We start from the raw sequence: 15,202 nt of genomic DNA on the forward strand, positions 1-15,202 counted from the left end.
TATCAATATAAGTATATGTTTTTATTTGTTTTTTTATTTTATTTTATTATTGGTGCTTTCTTTTTTAACTTTTTGAAAATATTGTTCGTTAGAGAAAAAGGGGTGCTGAAATATTGTAATTAATTTTTAAATATTAAATGTCGTTAAATGCCTGGAGATAGTATCGATTTTTGCTCTAATTACTGAGTATTAACAATCATGTCACTGTGTTGAGTTAGTGCTTATCTAAGTAAGAGAATGTACCCACTAAATAAACGCCTTGAACGGTGCTCATAAGATTCTGTGTTTTTACACAGAGCCTCAAGGGTACCTGCAAAGGTCGTTTGCTTATCTATCGCAGCGCTATGAAATGGTTTTTAACTGCGTGATGGCATTCGACAGTTGCCCAGTCGGAATGATGTTGCCCCAGGTTTGGTTTGCCCCTGAGCTTCAACATCGCACCGAGATGGCCAAGGGAAAAACTGTGCGAGGCGAAATCGCCTCCTCATCTGAATGGTTAGTGGAGTTCTCAGTAAATGAATAACGTATTTCGCCTAATCTGGAACCGTACGCTTGGTCGGTTGGTGGTGACATCTGAAGCGGCACGCAGCCGCGATAAAGCGGCCACACGGCAAGGGGTGGTCGGCCAACTGCCGGCACCGGAAGTCGCCTCAAATATTCCCGCTCTGCTGCGCCCCGTGGTCGCCGCAGTGGCACTCGCCGTTGGCTCAATAACGCTGGTTTCTCCAGTGCAGGCTGATGCGTTAATGAATGCAGATAGCTGTGCCAATCAGGGGTTTAATAACACCCGTATTGGCATTGGCTCTGGGGCGAAAGCCTGTGGTGACGGTTTGATCGCTATTGGCTGGGGTGCTGAAGCGACTGGCGTTGACCTTGTTTTTCCTCCCAATCCTGATGTGCAGAGCGGCGTTGCTATTGGGCGTGCATCCTCCGCGACAGGTGGTGTTGCCATAGGTCATCGTGCTGCAGCGGGTGGATCGAACAGTGATGGGACTAGCAGTGTGGGTACTGCTATTGGTGGTGGTTCTGTCGCGAGGGGGCACCGTTCCATTGCCATCGGCACCGTTGGCAATCGCCCAACAGTTGCGTCAGCCAATTGGGCTATGGCGTTGGGAACGAATGCAACTGCTTCGGAGGTTCGCTCTGTCGCACTTGGGCCGGAGGCAAAAGCTAAAGGTGTAGGCTCTCTCGCCATGGGCGATGGCGCGGTGGCAGAGTCTATACGTGTAACAACCCAGGCGTTGTACGATGCCCCTACCAGTAATCCAAATGGTTACGAGGTGGGTGATTATTTGCCGACCACGGCGGTGGGGGCGGGTGCAACGGCGAATTCAGGGACTGCTATCGGCCATGATGCGGTCGCTGGACGTGAATCTGGAAATGGGGATGGTTTAATTAACACCGGCACGGCCCTTGGTGCTGGTGCACAGGCCACCGGCAACACCTCCATTGCTATTTCGCCCGCTGCTTATGCACCTGCCATAGCTGATGGATTGGGTGCTATTGCAGTGGGGTATGACACCCGGGCAAATGAGCTGGGTTCGCTTGCTATTGGTATTCGAGCGGAAGCAGCCGAAGCGGCTATGGCGTTTGGGTATGGTGCAAAGGCCCTCGGAAAGGGGGGGAGCGCACTCGGTGGTGATGCAAAGGCAACGGGGAATCGTTCCGTTGCCATTGGGGCTGCGGAAGCAGCTAAGGCTGGCGATATCGCCATTGGGGATGAAGCATACGCCGAAGGCGGTGTGGACGGTTCCGGTAACCCTATGTCTGCTCTCGCGGTGGGCTTTGGTGCCGAAGCGGTGGGCGAAGATGCCGCGGCCTTTGGTAATAATGCAAAGGCAAGAGCTAACTATGGTCTTGCTGTAGGTAATTTTGCTGAGGCTAATGGTGTACAGGCATCTAGTCTGGGCAATGGAGCTCAAGCCAATGGCGATTACAGTTTAGCGCTAGGTAATATTGCTAAAGCTAACGGTGTGAGTGCCTCCAGTGTGGGTAATTTTGCTGAAGCCGATGGCGATTACAGCATAGCGCTAGGTGAATTTTCTGAAGCCGGTGGATCCCGTAGTACAGCGGTAGGTAGTGGTGCTAAAGCGAGTGCTGAGAATGCTTGGGCATCAGGTAGCGATGCAGTTGCCAGTGCTAATGGCGCCATTGCTTTAGGTAAGCAGTCACAAGCAACGGTTGAAAACACCGTTGCAATGGGTACCAATGCTGAGGCTTCAGCCACCAATGCAATTGCGATTGGTAAAGATAGTTTAGCATCAGGTGTTGATACTGGTGCCATCGGCCGTGGCGCGGTTGCTACTGGCTCGTGGGCGGTAGGTACCGGTGCTAATGCCAGCAACGGCGGTCAGGCCTTTGGTGAGTACTCCACGGCCAGCGGCAATGTATCGTCTGCCTATGGCTACAATGCAACGGCTACCGGTAATCGGTCTAGCGCGCTAGGTACCAGTGCCAGAGCCGAGGGTGTTCGTTCGGTTGCGGTAGGTGATGGGGCGCTGTCAAGGAATATTGCGCTCACCTCTGTCGCATTGTCAGGCACCTCTAATCCAAATGGCTATAAAGTTGGCGATCCAATGCCCACCGTAGCAGTAGGTGCGGGTTCGCGCGCTGTTAATGGCACCGCTGTTGGGTTTGATGCTGTTGCAGGCAAGGTCGTTGGCAGTACCACTAACTCGGGTACCGCCATCGGTGGTGGTGCGCAGGCTACCGGTAATGCTTCCATCGCTATTTCACCGGCTGCTGAGGCACCGGCTATTGCTGATGGATTGGGTGCTGTCGCAATGGGGTATGACGCCCGTGCAATGCAGCTCGGCTCGCTTGCAATAGGGATTCGAGCAGATGCCAGTGAGTATGGTAATGCCTTTGGTAACAGAGCCAATGCTGGAGATTATGGCGTTGCTAACGGTTTTAAGGCGAACGCAACTGGTGAGCGAGCTATTGCGATTGGTACCGAAAGTCTTGCGTCTGTTGATGATGCAATTGCCGTAGGTACTAATGCTCGAGCCACTGGTGTAGATGCCCTGGCCATCGGTCGTGATGCCTGGGCGGCAGGTTCTGTCGCTCAGGGTGCTGTGGCGCGAGCTGCTAATGGCGGTGCGGCGTTTGGTGATGGTGCTCAGGCAACATGGCGTGAAGACAATGATCCAAATGAGAACCCAGAAACATTTGACGTTTCTGGTGCTGCGTTGGGTAAAAATGCCCTAGCGAACCGTTCAGGTGCTACCGCGCTGGGTGCCAACACGGAAGTGTTAGTGGATGACGGCGTCGCGTTAGGTTCTGGTTCCATTTCAACCGTTGGTCCAGGTGTAAATGGTTACATTCCGGCCACCGCAGATGCGGCACAAGAGCAAGCGATCCTGGATACAGCTGCCGTTCGTGGCGCTGTTGATGTGGGCAGTCGCCAGATCACCAGCGTTGCAGCTGGTACTCAGGATGATGATGCAGTTAACGTCTCTCAGCTGAAGGCCGTGGAAACCATGGCGGCTGAAAGTGGTGTTAACTATTACAGTGTTCAGGATGATGGTACCCCTGAAGGTAACTTCAACAACGACGGTGCCACGGGTTGGAAATCTCTGGCAGCTGGTACCAATGCTAGTGCAACGAAAGATCACGCCCTTGCGGTTGGTGACGGAGCTCAAGCTATCGGGTTCGAGGCTATGGCAATCGGGCGCGAAGCAGTCGCTAGTGGGCCCAATAGCAGTATTGCCATAGGTCAGCTGGCTAAGGCGACTCAAGACTTCGCTATTTCTATCGGCAGATCGTCAGAGGCAACGGCGCAGAACGCTGTTGCACTTGGTAACGGAGCACTGGCTAGGGTTGAGCAAGGTGTTGCGCTGGGTTCAGGTTCGCTTTCTACGGTTGGCGCAGGCGTTGCTGGTTTTGTTCCAGCAGGGGCTGACGCTGCTGATGAGCAGGCTATTCTGGATACCATTGCTACCCGTGGCTCGGTAGATATCGGCAGCCGTCAAATCACTCGTGTAGCTGCGGGCACAAAGGATGGCGATGCGGTTAACGTCGCCCAGCTAAAATCGGTCAATAACTTGGCTGGCGCTGGCTGGGATGTTCAGGTTAATGCGGAAGTGGCCGATAACGTTGCGCCGGGCGAGACCGTCCAGTTTATTGATGGCAAAAACATCGATATTACCCGCGATGGTGACCAGATCATCAAAGTGGCCACCTCTGATAACGTCGAGTTCAATCAGGTAACAATCGGCGACGCCACCAACAATACCGTCATTACCAGCACGGTTGATGGCCTGGATGTGGGCGGCGACAAGATTACCAACGTGGCAGATGGTGAGATCAGCAATACCTCGTCTGATGCGGTTAACGGTAGCCAGCTGTTTGCGACGAATACCAATGTTGATAACAACACTACCAATATCACGAACAACACCACCGAGATTGGTAAAGGCATCAACTTTGGTGACGGTGCGACGGCCAACAACTACGCGCTAGGCGACACCATTAATGTTAAGGGTGATCCCAACGTTACCTCTACCACCACGGCGGATGGTGTACAGCTTGGGCTGGCGGATGTTGTCAATATTGGCTCGACCAATCCTGTCACTATTGATGGTAATAGCGGCACCATTGGCGGCCTGACCAACAAAACCTTCGACCCGAACAACTTCACCTCTGGCCAGGCTGCGTCTGAGGACCAGTTAAGCCAAGTCACTTCGGATCTGACGACCGAAGGTCTGGACTTTGCAGGCAATGAAGGCGCTGATGTTCATCGTGACCTCGGTCAAACACTAGCGATTCAGGGTGAGGCAACCTCTGGCGGTGCCTACACCGGTGCAAACCTGAAAACGGTCACTGACCCGCTAACGGGTGCCATCAATCTGCAAATGACAGATTCGCCTGATTTCACTAACGTCAATGTGACTAATCAGTTGGATGTGGCGGGCGATACCAATATCGGCGGCAATACCACTATCCAGGGCGACACCACGGTGAAGGGCGACACCTTCCTGGGTGACAACTTCTCGGTCGTTAATAACGAAGCGATCTATAACGTTGAACCTGACCAGATCACCAATGATTACCAGGTCACCAACAAGAAGTACGTAGATAACAGCGTGACCGCGCTGGGCGACACGCCGCTGACCTTTATGGGTGACAGTGGTACTCAGTTTGATCGCAAGCTGGGTGAAACTGCCAACGTTAAAGGTGGCAGCATCGGCACATTGACCGATGGCAACATTGGTGTGGTCGCTGACGGCACTGACACTCTGAATATCAAGCTGGCTGAAAACGTTGACCTGGGCCTGAACGGCAGCGTCGTCATGGGCGACACCACCGTTAACAACGACGGCCTGACAGTTGGTGACACTATCGTCAATGGCGACAGCATCACTACCAACAACCTCACCGTGTCTGGTGAAACTAAGCTGGGCGATAACTTCGTCGTTAACAACGAAGGTAACGTCAGCTACACCGGCGACATCATTGATGGCAATAACATCGTCAACAAGGACTATGTCGACGGTAAAGAAACGCACTACTACAGCGTTAACGATGGCGGCACTATTCAAGGTAACTACGAAAACGATGGCGCCACTGGTGTAAATGCAATGGCCGCTGGCGTGAAGGCTGTCGCTACAGGGTTAGAAAACACCGCGATTGGTTTCAATACACAGGCAACGGGTAGTAATCGTGCGACGGCTGTCGGTGCAAATGCTTTGGCGTCAGCGCCTGGCACTACGTCCTTGGGCGGCTTCGCCGCGGCGACTGGCATTAGCGCAACTGCTATTGGCACTAGAGCGAATGCTTCAGGCTTAGGCTCTTCTGCGATTGGCTCAAACGCAAAAGCATCAGGTCTAGCGAGTGTTGCCTTGGGGCAGCTTTCAATGGCAGCTGGCGAAGATTCGGTAGCGGTTGGTTCCTCTAGTTCGAGTGGTTATCGAGGCGTTTCAGTCGGGAGGCAAACTGAAACGTCGGGAGAAAACGGCACTGCTACAGGTTTCTTCTCTAGGGCGAATGGTGACTACGCTGCTGCTTATGGCAGTAACTCGAAGGCTTCGGGAGATTTCTCTCTGGCAATGGGGGCTTCCTCGGAAGCAACGGCGGAAAACAGTGTGGCCTTGGGCGCAGGTTCTGTCGCCGATGGTAGCACGCTGGGCACGGCGGCTTATCAGCCGCTGGATATTAATGGCAATCCGATTGCCGTTGCAGCACCCTCGGCGGCTAGCGAAGTTTCTGTTGGTTCTGCCGGTAATGAGCGTCGCATCACCAACGTTGCAGCTGGTGCGACAGATACCGATGCGGTCAACGTCAGCCAGTTGAAAGCAGTAAATGAAGTGGCTAACACCGGTTGGAACGTTCAAGCTAACGGCGACGTTGCAACCAACGTAGCGCCAGGTGACACCGTTCAGATGATCGATGGTAAGAACATCGCCATCACACGTGACGGCAAGGATATCACTGTCGCGACGGCAGACGATGTCGAGTTCACCAATGTCGACGTGACTGAGAACCTTAACGTTGCGGGCAACACGACCATCGAAGGCGACACCACGGTGAAGGGCGATACCTTCCTTGGTGACAACTTCTCGGTCGTTAATAACGAAGCGATCTACAACGTTGAGCCTGACCAGATCATCAATGACTACCAAGTCACCAACAAGAAGTACGTAGATAACAGCGTGACCGCGCTGGGCGACACGCCGCTGACGTTTGGCGACGATGCTGGCACTACGACGGATCGTAAGCTGGGTGAGCGTCTAGACGTCGTCACCAGCAACGCCAACCTCAGCACCACGCTGACGGATGAGCAGACTCTGGAAATCGCCATGAGCGATGATCTGGACGTCAACAATGTCACGGTTAATGACTCGCTCACGGTTAACGGCCCCACCACCCTGAACGGCGGCACCACCATTGGTGACAGCCTGACCTTGCTGGCGGGCACGACCGTTGACATGGGTGGCAACCAGATCACCAACGTGGCAGCCGGTACCGAAGGCGACCACGCGGTGAACCTGGATCAGTTGACTGACGTCAGCGACGTGGCGAACAAGGGCTGGAACGTTCAGACCAACGGCGACGTTGCAACCAACGTAGCGCCAGGTGACACCGTTCAGATGATCGATGGTAAGAACATCGCCATCACGCGTGACGGCAAGGATATCACCGTAGCGACGGCAGACGATGTCGAGTTCACCAATGTCGACGTGACTGAGAACCTTAACGTTGCGGGCAACACGACCATCGAAGGCGACACCACGGTGAAGGGCGATACCTTCCTGGGTGACAACTTCTCGGTCGTTAATAACGAAGCGATCTACAACGTTGAGCCTGACCAGATCATCAATGACTACCAAGTCACCAACAAGAAGTACGTAGATAACAGCGTGACCGCGCTGGGCGACACGCCGCTGACGTTTATGGGTGACAGCGGTACTCAGTTTGATCGCAAGCTGGGTGAAACCGCCAACGTTAAAGGCGGTAACACCGGCACATTGACCGATGGCAACATTGGTGTGGTCGCTGACGGCACTGACACTCTGAATATCAAGCTGGCTGAAAACGTTGACCTGGGCCTGAATGGCAGCGTCGTCATGGGCGACACCACCGTTAACAACGACGGCCTGACCATCGCTGGTGGCCCGAGCATCACTAATACAGGCATTGATGCAGGTAACACCACCATCACCAACGTCGCACCAGGTGTTGACGGTACGGATGCGGTTAACGTTGACCAGCTGACGAACGTCAGCGACGTGGCAAACAAGGGCTGGAACGTTCAAGCCAACGGCGACGTTGCAACCAACGTAGCGCCAGGTGACACCGTTCAGATGATCGATGGTAAGAACATCGCCATCACACGTGACGGCAAAGATATCACTGTCGCGACGGCAGACGATGTCGAATTCACCAATGTTGACGTGACTGAGAACCTTAACGTTGCGGGCAACACGACCATCGAAGGCGACACCACGGTGAAGGGCGATACCTTCCTGGGTGATAACTTCTCGGTCGTTAATAACGAAGCGATCTACAACGTTGAGCCCGATCAGATCACCAATGATTACCAGGTCACCAACAAGAAGTATGTAGATAACAGCGTGACCGCGCTGGGCGACACGCCGCTGACCTTTATGGGTGACAGCGGTACTCAGTTTGATCGCAAGCTGGGTGAAACCGCTAATGTCAAAGGTGGCAGCATCGGCACATTGACCGATGGCAACATTGGTGTGGTCGCTGACGGCACTGACACTCTGAATATCAAGCTGGCTGAAAACGTTGACCTGGGCCTGAACGGCAGCGTTGTCATGGGCGATACCACCGTTAACAACGATGGCCTGACCATCGCTGGTGGCCCGAGCATCACTAATACAGGCATTGATGCAGGTAACACCACCATCACCAACGTCGCACCAGGTGTTGACGGTACGGATGCGGTTAACGTTGACCAGCTGACGAACGTCAGCGACGTGGCGAACAAGGGCTGGAACGTTCAGACCAACGGCGACGTTGCAACCAACGTAGCGCCAGGTGACACCGTTCAGATGATCGATGGTAAGAACATCGCCATCACACGTGATGGCAAAGATATCACTGTCGCGACGGCAGACGATGTCGAGTTCACCAATGTTGACGTGACTGAGAACCTTAACGTTGCGGGTGATACTGCGATTGGTGGTAACACGACGATCGCGGGCAACACGACCATTGAAGGCGACACCACGGTGAAGGGCGATACCTTCCTGGGTGATAACTTCTCGGTCGTTAATAACGAAGCGATCTACAACGTTGAGCCTGACCAGATCACTAACGACTACCAAGTAGTCAACAAGAAGTATGTCACTCAGGCGGGCGACGACCTGATCGACAACAACCCGCTGACGTTTGGCGACGATGCTGGCACTACGACTGATCGTAAGCTGGGTGAGCGTCTAGACGTCGTCACCAGCAACGCCAACCTCAGCACCACGCTGACGGATGAGCAGACTCTGGAAATCGCCATGAGCGATGATCTGGACATCAACAATGTCACGGTTAATGACTCGCTCACGGTTAACGGCCCCACCACCCTGAACGGCGGCACCACCATTGGTGACAGCCTGACCTTGCTGGCGGGCACGACCGTTGACATGGGTGGCAACCAGATCACCAACGTGGCAGCCGGTACCGAAGGCGACCACGCGGTGAACCTGGATCAGTTGACTGACGTCAGCGACGTGGCGAACAAGGGCTGGAACGTTCAGACCAACGGCGACGTTGCAACCAACGTAGCGCCAGGTGACACCGTTCAGATGCTCGATGGCAAGAACATCGCCATCACGCGTGACGGCAAAGATATCACTGTCGCGACGGCAGACGATGTCGAGTTCACCAATGTCGACGTGACTGAGAACCTTAACGTTGCGGGTGATACCAATATTGCAGGTGACACTATCATTGGTGGTAACACCACCATCAACGAAAACTTGACGGTTGAAGGTGACACCTACCTGGGTGACAGCTTCTCAATCGTGAACAACGAAGCGTTCTACGACGGCCCGGTGACGGAAGATAACCACATCACCAACAAGAGCTACGTGGATAACTCAGTGACCGAGCTGGGCGACACGCCGCTAACGTTTGGTGCTAACGAAGGTGACGACACTGATCGCCGCCTGGGTGACCGCCTGGACATCGTAGGCGAGGAAGATGCGGAAGGTGATAGCAACATCATCACCAAGATCACGGATGAAGAAACCCTCGAACTGGCGCTGAATGACGATCTTAAGATCGGCAACAGCATCACCGTGGGCGACACCTTCATTGATGGTGACAGCGTCACCACCAACAACATGACGGTGAACGAGAACCTGACGGTACAAGGCGAGACCCGCCTGGGTGACAACTTCTTCGTCAACAACGAAGGTAATGTCACTTACACCGGCGACATCACCGAAGGCGACCACATCACCAACAAGAGCTACGTTGACAACAGCGTCACTGAGTTGGGCGATACGCCGCTGACCTTTGCAGGCGACAGTGGTACACCGTTCGAGCGTCGCTTGGGTGAAACCACCAACGTTAAAGGTGGTGCTGAAGGTGGTCTGACTGAAGGTAACATCGGTGTCGTGGCCGATGGTGAAGACACGCTCAACATCCAGCTGGCCGAGAACATCGACCTGGGTGAAGACGGCAGCCTGACGATCAACGAAACGCTGATCGACGGTAACCAAGTCACCACCAATAACGTCACGGTGAATGAGACTCTGACTGTTGAAGGCGACACGTTCCTGAACGAGAACCTAACGGTAGCGGGTAACACCACCATCAACGAAAACCTGACGGTTGAAGGTGACACCTACCTGGGTGACAGCTTCTCAATCGTGAACAACGAAGCGTTCTACGACGGCCCGGTGACGGAAGATAACCACATCACCAACAAGAGCTACGTGGATAACTCAGTGACCGAGCTGGGCGACACGCCGCTAACGTTTGGTGCTAACGAAGGTGACGACACTGATCGCCGCCTGGGTGACCGCCTGGACATCGTAGGCGAGGAAGATGCGGAAGGTGATAGCAACATCATCACCAAGATCACGGATGAAGAAACCCTCGAACTGGCGCTGAATGACGATCTTAAGATCGGCAACAGCATCACCGTGGGCGACACCTTCATTGATGGTGACAGCGTCACCACCAACAACATGACGGTGAACGAGAACCTGACGGTACAAGGCGAGACCCGCCTGGGTGACAACTTCTTCGTCAACAACGAAGGTAACGTCACTTACACCGGCGACATCACCGAAGGCGACCACATCACCAACAAGGACTACGTTGACAACAGCGTGACCGAGTTGGGCGATACGCCGCTGACCTTCGCTGGCGACAGCGGCGAGTCATTCGAGCGTCGCCTGGGTGAGCAGACCAACGTGAAAGGTGGTTCTGAAGGCGGCTTGACCGAAGGCAACATCGGCGTGGTGGCGGATGGTGAAGACACGCTCAACATCCAACTGGCCGAGAACATCGACCTGGGTGAAGACGGCAGCCTGACGATCAACGAAACGCTGATCGACGGTAACCAAGTCACCACCAATAACGTCACGGTGAATGAGACTCTGACTGTTGAAGGCGACACGTTCCTGAACGAGAACCTAACGGTAGCGGGTAACACCACCATCAACGAAAACCTGACGGTTGAAGGTGACACCTACCTGGGTGACAGCTTCTCAATCGTGAACAACGAAGCGTTCTACGACGGCCCGGTGACGGAAGATAACCACATCACCAACAAGAGCTACGTGGATAACTCAGTGACCGAGCTGGGCGACACGCCGCTAACGTTTGGTGCTAACGAAGGTGACGACACTGATCGCCGCCTAGGTGACCGCCTGGACATCGTAGGCGAGGAAGGTGCGGAAGGTGATAGCAACATCATCACCAAGATCACGGATGAAGAAACGCTTGAGCTGGCGTTGAATGACGATCTTAAGATCGGCAACAGCATCACCGTGGGCGACACCTTCATTGATGGTGACAGCGTCACTACCAACAACATGACGGTGAACGAGAACCTAACCGTTGAGGGCGAGACCCGCCTGGGTGACAACTTCTTCGTCAACAACGAAGGTAATGTCACTTACACCGGCGACATCACCGAAGGCGACCACATCACCAACAAGAGCTACGTTGACAACAGCGTCACTGAGTTGGGCGATACGCCGCTGACCTTTGCAGGCGACAGTGGTACACCGTTCGAGCGTCGCTTGGGTGAAACCACCAACGTTAAAGGTGGTGCTGAAGGTGGTCTGACTGAAGGTAACATCGGTGTCGTGGCCGATGGTGAAGACACGCTCAACATCCAACTGGCCGAGAACATCGACCTGGGTGAAGATGGCAGCCTGACGATCAACGAAACGCTGATCGACGGTAACCAAGTCACCACCAATAACGTCACGGTGAATGAGACCCTGACCGTTGAAGGCGACACGTTCCTGAACGAGAACCTAACGGTAGCGGGTAACACCACCATCAACGAAAACTTGACGGTTGAAGGTGACACCTACCTGGGTGACAGCTTCTCAATCGTGAACAACGAAGCGTTCTACGACGGCCCGGTGACGGAAGATAACCACATCACCAACAAGAGCTACGTGGATAACTCAGTGACCGAGCTGGGCGACACGCCGCTAACGTTTGGTGCTAACGAGGGTGACGACACCGATCGCCGCCTGGGTGACCGCCTGGACATCGTAGGCGAGGAAGGTGCGGAAGGTGATAGCAACATCATCACCAAGATCACGGATGAAGAAACCCTCGAACTGGCGCTGAACGACGATCTTAAGATCGGCAACAGCATCACCGTGGGCGACACCTTCATTGATGGTGACAGCGTCACTACCAACAACATGACGGTGAACGAGAACCTAACCGTTGAGGGCGACACGTTCCTGAACGAGAACCTAACGGTAGCGGGTAACACCACCATCAACGAAAACCTGACGGTGGAAGGCACCACGCAGCTGGGCGACAACTTCTTCGTAACCAACGAAGGTAACGTCACATACGACGGTGATATCACCGAAGGCAACCACATCACCAACAAGAGCTACGTGGATAACTCAGTGACTGAGCTGGGCGACACGCCGCTGACCTTTGGTGCTAACGAAGGTGACGACACTGATCGCCGCCTGGGTGACCGCTTGGACATCGTAGGCGAGGCTGATGAGGAAGGTAACAGCAACATCATCACCAAGCTAACGGATGAGGAAACGCTTGAGCTGGCGTTGAATGACGACCTCAAGATCGGCAACAGCATCACCGTGGGCGACACCTTCATTGATGGTGACAGCATCACCACCAACAATATGACGGTGAATGAAAACCTCACGGTGGCAGGCGAAACCCGTCTGGGCGACAACTTCATTGTGACTAACGAAGGCAACGTCACTTACACCGGCGACATCACTGAAGGCAACCACATTGTCAACAAAGACTATGTGGACGGCGGTATCGATGAACTGGGTGATCGCCCGATTTATTTCGCAGGCGATACTGGAGAAAAAGTCGCTAAGCGACTGCGCGAAACACTGACTATCTCTGGTGAACTGGCGGAAGATGCTGATGCAACAGGCGCTAACCTGCGCATCGACAGCGATAGTAAACAACTGAACTTAGTGATGGCGAAGAATCTGACAGATCTGGAAAGCATCACACTAGGTGATACGTTTATTAGCAACGAAGGCATTACCCTTGGCGACACCACCATCAATGGCGCTCGTATCTCCAGCAACAATCTTACTGTGACTGGTGAGACTAAGCTGGGCGATAACTTCTTCGCGAACAATGATGGCAACGTCACTTACACCGGTGATATCACCGAAGGCACTCACATCGTCAACAAGGATTATGTTGACGGTGCTGGTGATCAGTTGATTGCAAACAATCCGCTGACGTTTGGTGCTAACGAAGGTGAGGACACCGAACGCCGTTTGGGTGACCGTCTGGACATCGTAGGCGAGGCTGATGAGGAAGGTACCAGTAACATCATCACCAAGCTTACCGATGAGCAGACGCTTGAACTGGCGCTGAACGACGATCTCAAGATCGGTAATAGCATTGCTGTAGGTGAAGATGGTCCGGTCATCAGCGGCGATGGAATCGACATGGGTGATAACAAAATCACCAATGTGGCTGATGGTTCGGTATCGGCTGATAGCAAAGATGCTATTAACGGCTCTCAGCTTTACCAGTTGGAAAGCATTGTCACTAACGTTACTGGTGATATAAGCAACGAATATGTGACCAATAACGGCCGTGGCATCCGCTACGTGCGCACCAACGACAGCGGCTTAGCAGTGAGCGATGCCTTTGCTCAAGGGCAAGGTTCGACCGCTGTTGGCTACGAAGCCGTCGCCTCGGCTGATCGCGCGTTAGCCATGGGTTACGACGCCATTGCATCGCATCAAGGCAGCGTAGCACTAGGTGAAGGTGCTCGCACCGCTGAGGCGGTAAGCACTGCTTCGATAGAGATTGCAGGCCAAACGTACCAGTTTGCGGGCGCCTCTCCGGTAGCCACTGTCAGCGTTGGCAGCGTCGGTGCTGAACGTACGGTGACCAATGTAGCGGCAGGCCGAGTGTCGGCTGAGAGCACGGATGCTATTAACGGAAGCCAGCTGTATGCCACCAACCAGGCGGTCGGCGCACTAGACAACCGCGTTACCAATGTTGAAGGTGATATCAGTAATATCACCAACGACTTGGCTGACCTGGATGATCGCGCAGTGAAATATGACCGCAGCGACGACGGCAGTGTTGACTACAACACGATTACGTTGGAAGGCGATGGCGGTACGAAGATCACCAATGTGGCACCCGGTGATATTGCGCAAAACAGCTCGGATGCGGTGAACGGCAGCCAGCTATGGGATGTGCAGAACCAAATCACTGACATTGAGCAGGGTGGTTCCAAGTACTTCCGAGCCAACAGTGAAGGCCCTGTCGCAGACCCGCAAGGGGCCGACAGCATCGCCATGGGGTCAAGCAGCGTTGCTGCAGGCGACCGTAGCGTTGCCTCGGGGGCTGGAGCACAGGCCAATGCCGAAGGCAGTGTTGCACTTGGTGCGGATTCCGTTGCTGACCGTGAAGGCATGAACGGTGAGCGTGAGCGCTTCTCCAACGAATCCGTTGCTTCCACACAGGGCGCTGTTTCTGTGGGTAGTGAAGGAAATGAGCGTCAGATCACCAACGTGGCAGGCGGTACCCAAGACACCGACGCGGTTAACGTTCGTCAGTTGGATGCGGTACAGCGTGGTGCGGTGAACTACGATCGCGATGAAGACGGCAATGTGGACTACAGCACTATCACGCTGAAAGGCGATGAAGGCACCACCATCACCAATGTGGCGCCAGGTATTAATGCCAACGATGCTGCCAACGTGGGGCAGTTGAATGACCTCGGTCGTCGTTTTGAGAACGAGATTATCAACGTGCATGGCCGTATCGACAGCGTTGAACGTAATGCTAACGCCGGTTCTGCTAGCGCGATCGCCGCCTCTACGGTGCCGCAAGCCTGGATGCCTGGTAAGAGCATGGTAGGTGTGGGGGCAGGTACCTACGGTGGCGAATCTGCGGTCTCTGTGGGTGTATCGCGCCTCTCAGACAATGGCCGCTGGGTTATCCAAGGTAAGGTGACGGGCGACTCGCAAAGCAACTTCGGCGCAGGTATTGGCGCTGGCTGGCACTGGTAAAG

1 protein-coding gene is annotated in these 15,202 nt (G+C 54.2%); it reads left to right on the top strand.

Going from position 1 to position 15,202, the window contains the following annotated elements; translation table 11 throughout:
• The first annotated feature begins 515 nt into the window (after positions 1-515).
• A complete protein-coding gene (locus L1X57_RS09230) occupies positions 516-15,200 on the top strand; it encodes a YadA-like family protein (RefSeq protein ID WP_234668034.1) in 14,685 nt (4,894 codons plus the stop codon).
• The last annotated feature ends 2 nt before the right edge of the window (positions 15,201-15,202 follow it).

Origin of the sequence: Halomonas sp. TD01 (assembly GCF_923868895.1) — a bacterium.
In the GTDB taxonomy this organism is placed as follows: Bacteria; Pseudomonadota; Gammaproteobacteria; order Pseudomonadales; family Halomonadaceae; genus Vreelandella.